Source organism: Arthrobacter sp. MP_M4 (assembly GCF_035984855.1).
In the GTDB taxonomy this organism is placed as follows: Bacteria; Actinomycetota; Actinomycetes; order Actinomycetales; family Micrococcaceae; genus Arthrobacter.
Map to the genome: position 1 here is coordinate 38,708 of NZ_JAXCHX010000015.1, position 15,775 is coordinate 54,482.

14 protein-coding genes are annotated in these 15,775 nt (G+C 66.0%); 9 read left to right on the plus strand and 5 right to left on the minus strand.

The window, feature by feature from the left end; genetic code table 11:
• Positions 1–90: 90 nt before the first annotated feature.
• A complete protein-coding gene (locus tag RCH15_RS12125) occupies positions 91–798 on the minus strand; it encodes a type 1 glutamine amidotransferase (protein WP_326960958.1) in 708 nt (235 codons plus the stop codon).
• An 86-nt stretch (positions 799–884) separates the two neighbouring features.
• Entirely contained in the window at positions 885–2,204 is a 1,320-nt protein-coding gene (locus tag RCH15_RS12130; protein WP_326960914.1) for a Mur ligase family protein, read from the minus strand.
• Positions 2,205–2,286: 82 nt separating this feature from the next.
• Between RCH15_RS12130 and pdxT the strand changes: the two genes are divergently transcribed.
• The 9 genes from pdxT to RCH15_RS12175 all read left to right on the plus strand — a co-directional run bounded on the left by pdxT (position 2,287) and on the right by RCH15_RS12175 (position 12,295).
• The gene (pdxT, locus tag RCH15_RS12135; protein WP_326960915.1) at positions 2,287–2,988 is read left to right on the plus strand and encodes a pyridoxal 5'-phosphate synthase glutaminase subunit PdxT; all 702 of its coding nucleotides are present in this window, start codon (positions 2,287–2,289) and stop codon (positions 2,986–2,988) included.
• Positions 2,989–2,991: 3 nt separating this feature from the next.
• Positions 2,992–3,747, plus strand: a complete 756-nt coding sequence (locus tag RCH15_RS12140; protein ID WP_326960916.1) for a YebC/PmpR family DNA-binding transcriptional regulator — start codon at positions 2,992–2,994, stop codon at positions 3,745–3,747.
• A complete protein-coding gene (gene ruvC, locus RCH15_RS12145; protein ID WP_326960917.1) occupies positions 3,744–4,322 on the plus strand; it encodes a crossover junction endodeoxyribonuclease RuvC in 579 nt (192 codons plus the stop codon). Before RCH15_RS12140 ends, ruvC begins: the two co-directional genes overlap by 4 nt.
• A gap of 106 nt (positions 4,323–4,428) precedes the next feature.
• Complete coding sequence (gene ruvA / locus RCH15_RS12150) at positions 4,429–5,076, plus strand: Holliday junction branch migration protein RuvA (protein ID WP_326960918.1); 648 nt, start codon at positions 4,429–4,431, stop codon at positions 5,074–5,076.
• Positions 5,069–6,178 carry a Holliday junction branch migration DNA helicase RuvB gene (ruvB, locus tag RCH15_RS12155; RefSeq protein WP_326960919.1) on the plus strand — a complete coding sequence of 370 codons (1,110 nt, stop codon included), beginning with the start codon at positions 5,069–5,071 and terminating at the stop codon, positions 6,176–6,178. The genes ruvA and ruvB overlap by 8 nt, the downstream gene beginning before the upstream one ends.
• 236 nt (positions 6,179–6,414) lie before the next feature.
• Positions 6,415–6,822, plus strand: coding sequence for a preprotein translocase subunit YajC (yajC, locus tag RCH15_RS12160; protein WP_326960959.1), 408 nt, complete (start codon positions 6,415–6,417; stop codon positions 6,820–6,822).
• A gap of 106 nt (positions 6,823–6,928) precedes the next feature.
• Positions 6,929–8,704: a protein translocase subunit SecD gene (gene secD, locus RCH15_RS12165; protein WP_326960920.1), complete on the plus strand. Its 1,776-nt coding sequence runs from the start codon at positions 6,929–6,931 to the stop codon at positions 8,702–8,704.
• On the plus strand, positions 8,705–9,727 hold the full coding sequence (secF, locus tag RCH15_RS12170; RefSeq protein ID WP_326960921.1) for a protein translocase subunit SecF: 1,023 nt from the start codon (positions 8,705–8,707) through the stop codon (positions 9,725–9,727).
• Between the two features lie 174 nt (positions 9,728–9,901).
• Positions 9,902–12,295: a RelA/SpoT family protein gene (locus RCH15_RS12175; RefSeq protein WP_442784515.1), complete on the plus strand. Its 2,394-nt coding sequence runs from the start codon at positions 9,902–9,904 to the stop codon at positions 12,293–12,295.
• On the opposite strand, the gene RCH15_RS12180 is transcribed toward RCH15_RS12175, so the two are convergent.
• The 3 genes from RCH15_RS12180 to RCH15_RS12190 form a co-directional block, all read right to left on the minus strand.
• A complete protein-coding gene (locus tag RCH15_RS12180) occupies positions 12,292–12,918 on the minus strand; it encodes a hypothetical protein (protein WP_326960922.1) in 627 nt (208 codons plus the stop codon). The two genes, RCH15_RS12175 and RCH15_RS12180, sit on opposite strands and share 4 nt — an antisense overlap.
• Positions 12,919–13,026: 108 nt before the next feature.
• Positions 13,027–14,679, minus strand: coding sequence for a DUF349 domain-containing protein (locus RCH15_RS12185; protein WP_326960923.1), 1,653 nt, complete (start codon positions 14,677–14,679; stop codon positions 13,027–13,029).
• A gap of 61 nt (positions 14,680–14,740) precedes the next feature.
• Positions 14,741–15,541, minus strand: coding sequence for a peptidylprolyl isomerase (locus tag RCH15_RS12190; RefSeq protein ID WP_326960924.1), 801 nt, complete (start codon positions 15,539–15,541; stop codon positions 14,741–14,743).
• Between the last annotated feature and the right edge of the window lie 234 nt (positions 15,542–15,775).

Here is a 15,775-nt window from a genome sequence, read left to right on the forward strand (position 1 = left end):
CTCCATTTCGAGCGACGGTTATGCGACAGACCGCGGGGGGCGGCGCGCGAGACCCATGCTACCCGGATACCCCGCACCGCGCCTTGGCCGTCAGCGCGGGCGGCGGGCGGCGTGATCCCGGGCGAGGGCCGCGTAAGAGTCATCCGGGGCACCCGGGGAAAAGCTGCCGTACTTGCGTTCGACGGCGGTCCGGATGAGGAAGTCCGCCAGGGCAGGGTTTTTCGGAAGAAGGGAACCGTGCAGGTAGCTCGCCACAATGTTCCGGTAGCGGGCACCCTCCTGGCCGTCACTGCTGTTGTTGCCGGTGCCCTTGGCGGTGGACCCCAGGGGTGCGAGGCCCGCCCCGAGGGTGGTCTGCCCGCTGTGGTTCTCGTACCCCAGAACGGTGCCGAACTCGGGGGAGGACACCGCGACGTTGCCAATGAGCCGTTCGTCAGTGCCGTGGGTTTCCACGTCCAGGACGCCGATCCCCGGAATGACGGAGCCCGTCCGGGTTTTGAAGAACTTTCCGAACAGCTGGTAGAGCCCGCAGATCACCAGCATCGGTGTGCCGTCCTCGGCCAGTTCCTTGAGCACGGGCCCGCGCGAGAGCAGGTCATCCTGGATGACGAGTTGGCCGCTGTCCTGTCCGCCGCCGCCAACGATCAGGTCGATGTCCGCCGGGAACTCGTCGCCGACGTTGTATTCGAGCAGTTCCGGGGTGTAGCCGTGCCAGCGCAGCCGCTGTGCCAGCACCAGGGCGTTGCCCCAGTCGCCGTAGATGTTCATATCGCGCGGGTACAGCTGCAGGACCCGGATCGCGCCCTTGCCCGGTGCCGGGGCTTCCTCGGGCGGGAGCTCGTGGCCGAAGGATAACTGCGGTTCGCCGGCGGGGGACTGGGGGGTCAAGAGACCACCTCCACTGTGGTGATTTTGGACAGTTCACGGCGGATTGCCAGCATCGCTGTGTAGGTGCAGAAAATCCGCTTGGGCTTGTCGTTGGCGCCGCTGATGAAGGCGGCCAGCGCCGGTGCGATCTCGGTGTCCACGGCGCGGATCGGGACGTCGTCGTACTGCAGGCGGAGGGCCATGTCGTAGGCGCGGGAGCCGCTCAGCTGCTCTACGCCGACTGCGCGGAGGGTGTCGAACTCCACGTCCCAGAGCCAGGACATGTCCCGGCCGTCGGCGTAGTTGTCATTGATGGCGATCATGGTGGCGTAGCCCTCGGCCGGAAAGGACTTCAGCCCGAGGCGGAAGCCGCTGGGGTTCTTAACCAGCACAAGATCCAGTGGCAAGCCGTCGACCACCAGGCTTTCGCCGCGGCCGAAGGCCGGCGCCACCTGGGACAGTGCCTTCAGCAGTCCCGCATTGTCCGCGGCAGCCGTTTCCCCTGGGACTGTGTCCTTCACTGCAATGGCCCGCGCCAACGTGAGCGCTGCAGCCGCATTGAAGATGTTGTAGACGCCGCGGAGCTTCATCGCCGTGGTAGCCGTGACGCCGTCGTACTCGAAGTCCGCGTCCGCTGCACCAACCCGGCGGAGCACGACGTCGGCGTGCGGCTTGGCGGGAGCCAGCGGCACCGGGCTGCCGGGAGCCGCCCGCATCTCGTCGTCGTTCGGGAACGTGCTCAGCAGCGAATCGTCCAGACCGAAGTAGAGGACGCCGGGACGTGTGAGGGCGGCTGTTTTGAGCGATTCCGCGATTCGGGCGACGCGCGGGTCCTCCCGGTTCAACACCACAGTGCCGGTGGTTTTGGCGGCGATGTGCTGGAGCAGCTGCGCGGTCTTGTCGATCTCGCCAAAGCGGTCCAGCTGGTCGCGCAGGACATTGAGCAGCAGGCTGTAGCGTGGCGGCACCTGGTTGACGAAGTGCACCGCGTGGGCCTCGTCCAGTTCCAGGACCGCGACGTCGGCGTCGAGCCTGCCCCGCCAGTCCACCTCGCCGATCAGCGCAGCGGCCACACCACGGGTGAAATTGCTGCCGGTGCGGTTGGTGAAAACCTTCAGGCCCTGGCTCTCCAGCAGTTCCACCACCATCTTGGTGGTGGTCGTCTTGCCGTTCGTGCCGCTCACGACGGCCACACCGTGCGGCACGGTGGACAGCGTCCTGCGCATGAACCCGGGATCGATTCTTTCGACGACGAGCCCGGGGAGGGCTGAGCCTCCGCCCCTGAGCCGGGAGACCCGGCGGACGAGCTTGCCGAGCGGAACGCTGAAGTAAAACATGCTTTGTAATATATCCCAGCGACGGCAGGGAAGCGGCGCAGGGCCGCGGCGCGGGGGGCTTTCCGGCCACTATGCTGTTCGGATGACCAACCCCACTTCTGTGCCCCCTTCCCGCGCGGGAACAGGCCTGCGAATTGGCGTTCTGGCACTTCAGGGCGATTTCCGCGAACACCTGCACGCGATGGAAGACGCAGGCGCCACGGGCATCGGTGTCCGCCGGCCCGCTGAGCTCGACGGCCTCGACGGCCTCGTGATCCCCGGCGGCGAATCCACCACCATCGATAAACTGTCCCGGGCCTTCGGGCTTCGCGAACCGCTGCGCAGGCATATCCAGGACGGGCTGCCGGTCTTCGGCTCCTGCGCCGGGATGATTCTCCTTGCCGAGGAAATCGCCGACCCCGCGAAAGACCTCGCCGGCAACCCGCAACAAACGTTCGGCGGTCTGGACATCACCGTGCGCCGGAACGCCTTCGGCCGGCAGCGCGAGTCCTTCGAGACCGATCTTGACTTCCGCGGACTCGACTTCAGTGCCACCGCGAACGGGGTGGCCCCGGTGCACGCCGTCTTCATCCGCGGGCCATGGGTGGAACGCGTCGGCGACGGGGTGGAGGTGCTCGCCAAAGTGGAGCCCGCCAGGGTCTCCCACCCCGGGGCGCTGGAAGGGACGGCTAGAATTGTTGCAGTGCGTTCCGGCAAGCTGCTGGCCACCTCCTTCCACCCGGAAGTGACGGGGGAGAAGCGCGTGCACGAATTGTTTATTCGAATGATCAGAGGAGAAGCGTAAAGCATGTCAGGCCACTCCAAATGGGCGACGACCAAGCATAAGAAGGCCATCCTCGACAGCCGCAGGGCCAAGTCGTTCGCCAAGCTGATCAAAAACATCGAAGTCGCTGCACGCATGGGCGGCCCGGACCTCGCCGGCAACCCCGGCCTGGAACTCGCCGTCACCAAAGCCAAGAAGACCTCGGTCCCCGCGGACAACATTGACCGTGCCATTAAGCGCGGCGCCGGCCTCACCGGCGAAGTGGTGGACTACACCGAGATCATGTACGAATGCCGGGGCCCGCAGGGCTCCGCGCTGTTGATCGAGTGCCTTACGGACAATAAGAACCGTGCCGCCTCCGAGGTCCGGCTCGCCATCTCCCGCAACGGCGGGACCATCGCCGACCCCGGGTCGGTCAGCTACCTCTTCTCCCGCAAGGGCGTTGTCTCGCTGCAGAAAAACGGCCTGGGTGAGGACGACATCCTCATGGCCGTCCTCGACGCCGGGGCCGAAGAAGTCAAGGACAACGGCGAGACCTTTGAGATCCACTCCGAACCGACGGACCTGCAGGCCATCCGGGATGCGCTCAAGGAAGCCGGAATTGAGTACGACACCGATGAGGCCGAATTCGTGCCCTCCATGCAGGTGCCGCTGGACCTCGAGGCGGCCAAGAAATTCCTGAAGCTTGTCGATGCCCTTGAAGAGCTCGATGACGTCCAGAACGTGTACAGCAACGCCGACCTCAGTGACGAAGTGCAGGCCGCACTGGAAGCCGAGTGACCCTTCGCGTCCTCGGCGTCGACCCGGGCCTCACCCGCTGCGGGATCGGCGTTGTGGATGTCGAGAAGAACCGCCGCGCCACCATGGTGGCGTTCGGCGTCGTCGGAACCTCTCCGCAGGAGAGCCTGGACCAGCGCCTGCTCGTGATCGCCACTTCCATTGACGAGTGGCTGGACCAGTACGAACCGCACGTGCTCGCCGTCGAGCGGGTGTTCTCCCAACTCAATGTCAGCACCGTCATGGGCGTGGCGCAGGCGTCCGGCGTCGTGATCGCCGCCGCCGCGCGGCGCGGCATCCCGGTAGCGCTGCACACCCCGTCCGAGGTCAAAGCCGCCGTGACCGGCAGCGGAACGTCGAACAAGGACGCGGTCACCAAGCTGGTTACCAAGATTCTTCGCCTCGATGCTCCGCCCCGCCCCGCCGACGCCGCCGACGCCCTGGCGCTGGCGATTACCCACGCGTGGCGGGCCGGGAGCGGCGCGTCGGTGGCTACCACCGGGCCGGGCAGTCTGTCGCTCACCCCGGCCCAGCGGGCCTGGGCGGACGCTGAGGCTAAGGCGCGCCGCGCACGCTGAATGTCCGGCCGTGCCGCCGCAGAACTTGCTAGGGTATTCGTAGATATGTTCGGATAGCCGGGTGTTCCCGGTTTCCCTTTTCAGCTGAATTTTCAGGAGCCCGGCTTTGATCAGTTTTCTCCGCGGAACCGTAGCGCACGTCGGCCTGGCTTCCGCCGTGATCGACCTCAACGGCGCCGGCATGAGCGTGAACGCCACCCCGCAGACCCTCAGCAGGCTGCGCGCCGGCGAGGAGGGAAAGCTCTTTACCTCCCTGATCGTGCGCGAGGACTCCCTCACGTTGTTCGGATTCGGCTCCGACGACGAACGCGAGGTCTTTGACATCCTTCTCAGCGTCAGCGGTGTCGGACCCCGGCTGGCCCTCGCCGTCCTGGCCGTGCACGAGCCCGAGGCAATCCGCGTCGCCGCGCACTCCGGGGACGGCAAAGCCTTCACCAAGGTGCCAGGTATCGGGCCCAAGGTGGCCGGGCGGATCGTCCTTGAACTGGCGGGAAAGCTGGTGCCGCACGGCACGGCCGCCAGTTCCACGGCGCCGCTGGCGTCGTCGGAGTCGGTCTGGAAGCCGCAGGTCGTCGCGGCCATGACAAGCCTGGGCTGGTCCGAGAAGGATGCGACATCCAGCATCGAGAAGTCCCTCGCCGATTACCCGGAGCTGGCCGAGAAGGGCAATGTTGCCGAGATCCTGCGCGCCACCTTGCGCTGGCTGGGCCAGGACGGCGCCCGCGCCGGGAACAGGGCCGGCGCCCGTGGCTGAGCCGTCAGTCGTCGCCGGGGGAGAGGAACCGGAGGAGCGTGTCATCGAAGCCGCCCTTCGGCCCAAGAACCTGCACGACTTCGTGGGCCAGCACCGGGTCCGCAAACAGCTCTCGCTGGTTTTGGAGGCCTCCCGCATGCGGGGCCGCAGCGCCGACCACGTCCTGCTCTCCGGCCCTCCCGGACTGGGCAAGACCACGCTGTCCATGATCATTGCTGCTGAGATGAACGCCCCGCTGCGGATCAGCAGCGGCCCCGCCATCCAGCACGCCGGCGACCTTGCCGCCATTTTGTCCTCGTTGTCCGAGGGGGAAGTCCTTTTCCTTGACGAGATCCATCGGATGTCCCGGCCGGCCGAGGAAATGCTCTACATGGCGATGGAGGACTTCCGGGTCGACATCGTGGTCGGCAAGGGCGCCGGCGCTACCGCCATTCCGCTGGAACTTCCGCCGTTCACCCTGGTGGGCGCCACCACCCGCGCCGGCCTGCTGCCCGGGCCGCTCCGGGACCGCTTCGGCTTCACCGGGCACCTCGAGTTCTACTCAGTTGCCGAACTCGAACTCGTGCTCCGGCGCTCCGCGGGCCTCCTGGACCTGAAGGTCAATTCCGCCGGGTTCAGTGAAATCGCGGGACGGTCCCGCGGGACGCCCCGTATCGCCAACCGCCTCCTGCGCCGGGTCCGCGACTGGGCCCTGGTGCACGGGATTGAGCAAATCGATGCCCGGGCCGCGTCCGCGGCGCTGGACATGTACGAAGTGGACAAACGTGGCCTGGACCGGCTGGACCGCGCCGTCCTCGAAGCCCTCATCACCAAATTCGGCGGCGGACCCGTGGGCCTGTCCACGCTGGCCATCGCCGTCGGCGAGGAAACAGAGACGGTGGAAACCGTCGCCGAGCCGTACCTCGTCCGCGAGGGCCTGCTGGGACGCACCCCGCGGGGGCGGATCGCCCTCGCCCCGGCCTGGACACACCTCGGGTTCGCCGTGCCGCCAGGCATCTTCGCGCAGGACCCGTTGGAGCTCTTCACCGTCGGCGACGACGCAGAGTCGGCGGACGTGGCTGGCGGCGACGCTGATCCGGAATGGATCCGTAACAGTCAATAGACCGCGCCGTAACCTTTTCCCTTTAGACTGGTATGACGCTCGGCACGTTCGGGTCTTCGTTCTGTGCGCGGTCAGTACCCGGCCGCGGTCGGCTCGGCATGATTGCCCGCCAGCCATCCTGGAGCGAAGCGGACGTTGCTGGAAAACCAGCTACGCAAGTACAGAACGGAACTATTCCTGTGTTCGGACTTATCTCTGCCCAGACCCAGCCGCAGGCCGGCGGCGGCATCGACATCATGACTATTCTGTTGTTCGCCATGCTCGGCGTCTTCGTCTTCATGATGTTCCGCCGCAACAAGAAGACCCAGCAGCAGCAGGCCAAGCTGCAGTCGACGTTTGCCCCCGGCGTCGAGGTCATGACCAGCTTCGGCCTGTACGGTCGGATCGTTGAGATTGACGAGGAAGAGAACAAGGTCCTGCTCGAACTCTCCCCGGGCAACACCGCCACAGTGCACCGCCAGGCCGTCACGAAAGTCGTTGAGCCGGTTGCCGCCGCCGAGGAGCCCACTGTCGTCCCGGACGACGCGTCCTCGCTGACCATCGACAAAACGCAGAGCACCGCGCCCGTCAATGATGCCCCGCGGGTGGAGACATCGGAAGAAACCCTGCGCCGCCTCAACGACGAAGGCAAGAAAGACAGCTAGTCTGCCTGTTTGAGCTGTCCCGCGAAGTAACGGCTGCGGGGCCACCGCCGGTGCGGCCTCTCAGGTCCGCACGGCGGTTTTCCCGTAAACAATAGAAAGATCGACAATGGCACGAACTGGCCCCAAAAACTCAGCCCTCAGGGTGCTGGTCTGGCTCGGCGTTATCCTCGCCGTCCTGACCGCGGTCCTGGCCGGCGGCACGATGGCCGGCCAGGCGAGCTGGGCTCCCAAGCTCGCCCTGGACCTTGAAGGCGGCACCCAGATGATCCTGGCGCCCAAGGTTGAAGGCGGTTCGGACATCAACGAAGAACAGCTCAACCAGGCCGTGGCGATTATCCGTCAGCGCGTGGACGGATCAGGTGTTGCGGAAGCGGAAATCAGCACCCAGTCCGGACGCAACGTCGTCGTCAGCTTGCCGGGAACACCCTCCAAGGAAACCCGTGCGCTGATCCAGGCGTCCGCCGACATGAACTTCCGGCCCGTCCTCCAGGCCGGCCCGGGCGCAGTTGTCCCCACCGAGTCGCTGACTCCGGAGGACCAGCTGCCCAAGCCCACGGCGGAACCCACCAACGGCAGCGACGTCAACTGGGTTACCCCCGAGATTTACAAGAAGTTTGAGACGCTCGACTGCGACAACCCCTCGCAGGACAAGCAGGAACGCTCCGACCCGGCCAAGCCGCTGGTCACCTGCGAACCTGCAGCCGACGGCCGGCCCGCGGTGAAGTACATCCTCGGCCCGGTCGAGGTCAAGGGATCGGACATCGCGGGTTCGTCCTTCCAGCTCCAGCGCGGCGCCCAGGGTGCCGTCACCAACGAGTGGGCTGTGAACATCCAGTTCAACGAAGAGGGCACCGCCAAGTTCAAGACGGTCACCGAGCGGCTGAACGAGTTCTATGTCGCCGCCGGCGGCGCCAGCGGCTCTGATCCCAAGGCGCAGTTCGCCATTGTCCTGGACGACCAGGTCATTTCGGCCCCGCGGTCCCAGGCTGTCATCACCGACGGCCGCCCGCAGATCACCGGCGGATTCACGGAGCAGAGCGCCAAGGCCCTTTCGGACCAGCTCCGCTTCGGCGCCCTGCCAATCAGCTTCGAAATCCAAAGCGAACAGCAGATCTCGGCAACTCTCGGCGGGGAACAACTCCGGATGGGCATGCTGGCGGGTCTGATCGGTCTGCTGCTGGTGGTCGTGTATTCCCTGTTCCAGTACCGCGCCCTGGGCTTTGTCACGGTCGCTTCGCTCGTCGTCGCCGGTGCCCTGACCTACCTTGCTATTGCCATCCTCGGCTGGACCGAGAATTACCGGCTGTCCCTCGCCGGCGTCGCGGGCATCATCGTGGCCATCGGCCAGACGGCGGACTCCTTCATCGTTTACTTCGAACGTATCCGTGACGAACTCCGTGAAGGCCGCGGCCTCGTGTCGGCCGTCGAGAACGGCTGGAAGCGCGCCAAGCGTACCGTCCTGGCCTCCAAGGCCGTCAACCTGCTGGCCGCCCTGGTGCTGTACTTCGTGGCCGTGGGCAACGTCCGCGGTTTCGCGTTCACCCTCGGCCTGACCGCAATCGCCGACCTCATCGTCGTCTTCATGTTCACCCATCCCACCCTGCAGCTGCTGGCCCGCACCAAGTTCTTCGGGGAAGGCCACAAATTCTCGGGCCTGGACCCGAAGCGCCTTGGTGCGGCGCCCCTCTACCGGGGCGCCGGACGGATCCGCACGCCGGAGGACAAGCCGGCCACGGCCCCCCGGGGCAAGAACACCGGCGCCACAGCTGAGGCCCAACGCCGGATGACCATTGCAGAACGACGCCTCGCGGAACGCCAGGGCCAGGATCAACAAGGACAACTTGCCGGCTCCTCCAAGAGCACATCCAAGGAGGGCAACTAAATGGCCGTCAGTTTCGCCAATTTCGGCAATGAGCTCTACACAGGCAAGCGCTCCTACGACTTCGTCGACTCCAAGAAGATCTGGTTCCTGATCGCAGGCGTCCTGGTGGCGCTCTCGATCCTGCTTCCGGTGGTCAAGGGCGGCTTCAACCTCGGCATCGAGTTCCGGGGCGGTTCGGAATTCACCGTCTCCAACGTCAAAACCACCGACGCGACCGTCGGTGAGAAGGCTGTCACGGACGTCGTTCCCGGCAGCATCCCGCGGGTGGCGAACGTCGCCGGCAGCACAATGCGCATCCAGACGGACAAGCTGACCGAGGATGAGACGCTCCAGATCAAGGCGGGCCTGACCCAGGCGTACGGCGTGACGGACAACGAGGTGACATCGAACTTCGTCGGCCCCACCTGGGGTGCTGACGTCACCAAGCAGGCGCTGCTCGGCCTGGCGATCTTCGTTGCCCTCGCCGCGGTGCTCATGGCGCTCTACTTCCGGACCTGGAAGATGTCGCTCTCGGCCCTGGTAGGCATGCTTGTGACAATGTTCATCACGGCCGGCGTCTACGCCCTCAGTGATTTCGAGGTCACGCCTTCGGCCATCATCGGCTTCCTCACCGTCCTGAGCTACTCCCTGTATGACACCGTGGTGGTCTTTGACAAGATCCGGGAGAACACCGCGGACCTGCAGGCATCCACCCGCCGGACCTTCGGTGAGGAGGTCAACCTGGCCGTCAACCAGACCCTGGTCCGCTCCATCAACACCATGATGGTTGCGATTCTTCCGGTCGGGGCCATCCTCTTCATCGGCGCGGGCCTGCTGGGTGCCGGCACCCTCCGGGACCTGTCGCTGGCCCTGTTTGTGGGCATTTTGATCGGCACGGCCGCGACGATCTTCATCGCGGCGCCGCTCTATGCCTGGCTGCGCCAGGGCGAACCGGAGCTGGTCAAGCAGGCCGCGCGCGTGCACCAGCGCCGCGCCCATGCTGCTGCGAAGTCCGACTCCGCGGCATCGCCCGCCACGGCCTAGCCGCAGCGGCCCCCTGCGGGGCCGGCCACCGGCCCGGTTCATCCGGGTTCGCCGACGGGCCGGAGAGCGTCCTTCGTGACGCTCTCCGGCCCGTCGCCGTATCGGCGCCGGTTATCGATGTATCCTGCCGCGGAATAGACTGGAAGAATTAAACGGGTTTGGAGAGGTGTTCCATTGGAAGAACGTTCGACGCCGGTGCCGTCAGCTCCGGCGGATATGGCTCCCGGCCAGGGCTCGCAGACTGGTGTGGAGGCTCCCGGACGCGCGGATCCGCCCGTCCCGGTCGACAGCTCCGGCGCCCGCCCCACCTTCCCCGGCCGCCGCGAACGGACCCGATCCCGTCTTGCGCGCCTGACCGGCCGCGGCGCGCCCGCGTACTCGCCCATCCTTGAGCCGCTGCTGCGCACCGTGCGGGCCAACAATCCCAAAGAAGATTTCGACCTCATCCAACGTGCCTTCGTCGTGGCGGAGAGCTGCCACCGCGGACAGAAGCGTAAAAGTGGTGACCCGTACATCACCCACCCCGTCGCGGTGGCTACCATCCTCGCCGAGCTGGGACTCAGCGGGACCACCCTGGCGGCGGCGCTCCTGCACGACACGGTCGAGGACACTTCCTACACCCTGGAGGATCTCAAGGGCGAATTCGGGCCTGAGGTCGCCATGCTGGTGGACGGTGTCACCAAGCTTGACAAGGTCAGCTTCGGCGAGGCTGCCCAGTCAGAGACAGTGCGCAAAATGGTCGTGGCCATGGCCAAGGACATCCGGGTCCTGATGATCAAGCTGGCCGACCGGCTGCACAACGCCAGGACCTGGCGCTTCGTCTCGGCTGAATCCTCGGCGCGCAAGGCCCGGGAAACCTTGGAAATCTTCGCCCCGCTGGCGCACCGGCTCGGCATGAACACCATTAAGTGGGAACTGGAAGATCTCTCGTTTGCGGCCCTGTACCCGAAGGTTTACGAGGAAATCGTGCGAATGGTGGGGGACCGGACCCCCGAGCGTGAGAAGAACCTCTCCGTGATTCGGAACCAGATCACCGAGGACCTGCGCGCGGCCAAGATCAAGGCCACCATCACGGGCCGTCCGAAGCACTACTACTCGATCTACCAGAAGATGATCGTCCGGGACAAGGACTTCGACGACATCAACGATCTCATGGGCGTCCGCGTCCTGGTCGACTCCGTCCGGGATTGCTACGCAGCACTGGGCGCCATGCACTCCCGCTGGAACCCCCTTCCCGGGAGGTTCAAGGACTACATCGCGATGCCCAAATTCAATATGTACCAGTCGCTGCACACCACGGTGATCGGCCCGGGCGGCAAGCCGGTGGAAATCCAGATCCGCACCCACGAAATGCACCGCCGCGCCGAATATGGCGTCGCCGCGCACTGGAAGTACAAGGACCAGCCGAACCGTGCGGCGGCCGGGCCGGGAAGCCCCCGCGACGGCGACATGGGCTGGCTGCGGTCGCTGGTGGACTGGCAGCAGGAAACCTCCGACCCCGGTGAGTTCCTTGATTCCCTGCGCTTTGAAATCAATGCCCGGGAAGTCTTTGTTTTCACCCCGAAGGGTGAGGTCATGGCTTTGCCGGCCGGTTCCACGCCGGTGGACTTCGCCTACGCCGTCCATACCGAGGTGGGCCACCGGACCATTGGCGCCCGGGTCAACGGCAAACTTGTCCCGCTCAACAGCGAATTGAACCACGGCGACTGGGTGGAGATCTTCACTTCCAAAGCCGAAGGGGCGGGCCCCAGCCAGGATTGGCAGCATTTCGTCAAGAGCGCGCGGGCGCGCAACAAGATCCGGCAGTGGTTCAGTAAGGAACGCCGCGAAGAGTCGATAGATCGCGGCAAGGAACTGCTGACAAAGGCGATGCGGAAGCAGAACCTGCCGTTGCAGCGCCTGATGACCCACGATGCCCTCGCAGCGATCGCCGAGGACTTCAAGTACGTCGACATATCTGGTCTCTACGCCGGGGTGGGCGACGGCCACACGTCCGCCCAGTCCGTCATGGAACGCCTCGTCGAAAGCCTGGGCGGCAACGACACTCCCGAGGATGACCTCACTGAGGTCTCGATTCCCACGCAGGTCTCCAAGGCCCGGTACTCCGATTCGGGCGTCGTGGTCCGCGGAGTGGATGACGTGTGGGTCAAGCTCGCCCGCTGCTGCACTCCGGTTCCACCCGACCCGATCCTGGGTTTCGTGACCCGCGGTTCCGGCGTCTCAGTGCACCGGACGGACTGCACCAACGTCAGTGGCCTTTTGGAACAACCGGACCGGATCGTGGAGGTGGAGTGGGCTCCAACTCAGTCGAGCGTCTTCCTGGTCGAAATCCAGGTCGAAGCACTCGACCGCAAGTCGCTGCTCTCGGACGTGACCCGGATCCTGTCCGAGAACCACGTCAACATTCTGGCCGCCAGCGTGCACACGTCCACGGACCGGGTGGCCATCTCCAAGTTTGCTTTCGAGATGGGCGACCCCAAGTACCTGAGCCATGTGTTGAGCGCCGTCCGCCGCATCGACGGAGTCTTCGACGTGTACCGGACCACCGGCAACCGGAGGCGCAACTAGCCTGGAGGCGCCGGGCCGGCCTGCAACGACTCAAGTTTCGCCAGGGCGAGCTTCTTGTGCGGCACCCTGGGCGTCGCTTCGACGGCACGGATAAGCAGCCGCAGACTCAGCCCCAGTTCGGGGGTGTCCAACAGCGTCCGCAGGGCCGGTACAGCGCGGGCAGAGTCCACGTGCAGCGCCAGGTCCACGGAGGTCCGCAGCGGGCTCGTGACCAGCAGCCCGCCCAGACTGACGACGTCGAACGGCCCCAGGCGCACCTCGTGGAAGGTGCAGCCGCGGGTGGAGCGCAAGCTGGAGATCCGCCGGTTGGCGTCCACGAGGAGGGCGAGCCGGTCCGGTTCGGCGGCGCATCCGTAAATCCACGCGGCAGTCATCCTGCCCGCGACCACCCGCTGGCGGATGGCCGGACTGACGAGGATGGCGGCGGCGCGGGCCCGGAGCCGCGGAGTGGGGCTGGTGCCCGGCGGCAGGTAGCCGCGCTGGTAGAGCTGAACCAGGACGCCGTCGAGCGCCATCGCCTGAAGTTCGGGCCAGGAGAAGAGCTCCCCGGGGGAATACAGCTCAGGCGGACCCTGCGGGAACGCCGGCGGGTAGGGTACCTGCGGGCCGGAAACAATGACCATTCAGCCATCCTGTCCGGTCCCCGAAAAAGCGGACAGGCCCCGTCCCGGTCATGTGGATAACCGGGATGGGGCCTGCGGCCAACATCGTGTTACGTGGACGATCCGTGGCTAGGAGAGCTCGCTGGCTGACTTTTCGAGCTGCTCCAGCCACGCCTCGCGTGCCTTGAGGGCTTCCTTGGCGGCCTTGATCTTGCGCTCGTCGCCGGCTTTCTCTGCCTTGGCCAGGTCATCCCGGAGTCCGGCAATGGCAGATTCCAGCTGCGACAGTGCGCTGTTGGTGCGTGCCTTCGTTTCCGGATTAGACCGCTTCCAGTTCTCGTCCTCGGCGTGGCGAACGGCGTCTTCGACCTTCCGCAGCCCGGCCTCGACGCGACCCATGTCGGCGCGCGGAACCTTGCCGGCTTCCTCCCACCGGTCACGGATGGACTGGAGTGCCTTCTTGGTGGCGCTGAGGTCCTTGATGGGAAGCAGCTCGCTGGCTTCCACCAGCAGGGCCTCCTTCACTGTGAGGTTCGCCCCGTACTCCTGATCGATTTCCTCATTAGCGGCCTGCCGGTTGGTGAAGAAGACGTCCTGCGCGGCGCGGAACCGGGCCCAGAGTGCGTCGTCGTCCTTGCGGCTGGCGCGCGGTGAGGCCTTCCAGTCATCCATCAGCCGGCGGTACTCACCGGCGGCGAAACCCCAGTCAGTGGAGGCCGAGAGAGCCTCCGCTTCGGTGATCAGCTTTTCCTTGGCAGCCTTGGCTGCCGAGTTGGTGCTGTCCAGCTGGGAGAAGTATGCGCGGCGGTGCCGGTCGAAGACCGTACGGGCGGCGCGGAACCGCTTCCACAGGGAGTCCTCATTGCTGCGGCCGAGCCGGACACCGCTCTTCTGTGCGGTCTTCCAGCTCTCGAACAATTCATTCATCCGGGCGCTGGAGGTCTTCCACTGGATCTGGGCCGGGTCGTGCCCCGCGATCTCTTCAGCTTCGGTGACGATCGCTTCGCGGGCGGCCAGTTCGGCGGCGCGTACGGCGTCGTGTTCGGCCCGCTCCGCCTTTTCAAGGTCGGTCATCTGCCCGGCCAGCGTGTCGAGGCGGGCCTCGGCGGCGCGGAGATCGCCCACCATGTTGTGGCCCGCGAGCTGCTCGCGCAGGTGGGTCACCGTCTTCTGCATGTCTGCGGCGGGCGCTTTGGAGCCCACGCGCTGTTCCAGCAGGACGATCTGCGCCACGACGTCGTCGTACTTCCGGGCGAAGTAGCCCAAGGCCTCGTCATTGCTGACCCCCGGGTATTGGCCCACGGGGTGCTCTTCGCCGTCGACGGTCAGGAACACCTGGCCGTCGCCTTCAACGCGGCCCCAGCGTGCGGCCTCAGCCAGCGACGCAGCCGAAGACACCGACGCCGGCGCGGCGGCCGGAGCCGCCGGGGAAAGCTTGGCCTTGGGCCGGGCGGCGAACGCAGCCGGTGAGGGCGCGGGACGGGCAGCGGCGGGCGCAGGAGCAGCGGCAGGGGCCTCAGGAGCAGCGGGCGGCGCCTCAGCCGGATTCTCCGGCGTGCCGGTGGACTCTGCATCGGCGGCGTCGGCTGTAACGGCCCCGGTCGAAGGCTCCGCCTCCGGCGCGTCCGGCACGGGCCCGGTTGCTGTTTCCGGCTCCGCCTCCGGTGCCGCGGCCGTGGGTGTGGGTGTGTCGGTTGCCTCGGTTATTACCGTAGCCTCGGCTTCGGTCTCGTGGGCAGCTGCTGCTGACACTGTTTCGTCGGATTTCTGACTGTCTGTCACCGCTAGAAGTCTTTCGCTTGGAGGGAAATACCGGGGCCGCTGCCGCAAGGGCGACGGCTGGTTACTTCAGAGAGAACGAGTCTATCGTGACTGGTTCGGCGGGGGCGCCGTCTGTGGCGTTATCGCCCGGTTTGAGTCCGGCTGCCGCGATGTTGGTCACGACCTCCAGGCCCGAGGTCACCTTGCCTACCACGGTGTAGCCGCCCGCGGCGTCGGCCGGAATGACGGTGTCCTTGTAGACGATGAAGAACTGGGTTCCGTTGCCGTAGGCATTTCCGCCGCTTCTGGCGACCGCGATGGTTCCGGCCGGGTAGGTGTTGTCCGCGGGGGTGTTCTCCAGCGGACCCCAGTTGTAGCTCGGATCGGTACTCCCGTCACCGGCCTTGGAACCGCATTGCAACACCCCGAACGTCTCGGCAGTGGTGAGCCGGTGGCACGTCAACCCTGCATAAAAGTTCTGGTCCGCGAGGGATTTGAAGACGGCGGCGGCCTGGGGCGCCGTGGTGCCGTCCAGTTCGACACCGAGGGTGCCCGTGTTGAGCTTAAGTTCACCGGTGAACGTCTGGCCCGCCGCAGTCTCCGGTTTCGGGATGTTTTCCGCGTTGCTGGGGGAAGCCGACGGCGTGGCGGAGGGCGGGTTCAGCCCGGCTTGGGCGGCGGCGAATTCTTCCTCGGTGGGATTGGCGGAGAAGACGGTCAGCTGCAGCACGAGTGCGAGAACAAGCGCCGCCGTTCCTGCGCCGACGGCAAGGATGGTGTCGCGCTTTCGGCGCGTGTCCTGCTCCTTGCGCAGCTCGCGCTTCGCCTCCATTTGCTGGACGCGCCGCTTGGCTTCGCGGGCGCTCCGTGAACTGGCCGCCAAAAGTCCTCCTGGGGTAGGGCCGAACCCGGGCGGCGCGGGGCGCCGTCGCAGGTTCAGCGGAAAAGCTGCCGGCGAGCCGGCCGTGCCGGCCGCATTGGAAGTTGCGGGCGTGGAAAGCATAAACTGACTGCCGCACACAGTTTATGCACGACCGGCCTTTCTGCCGCACGTCTGTTCCCCGTTTCGGACGCTCCGTTCAACTCCAAGGCCGCGAAGGGAACTCGGGCCGGTTTT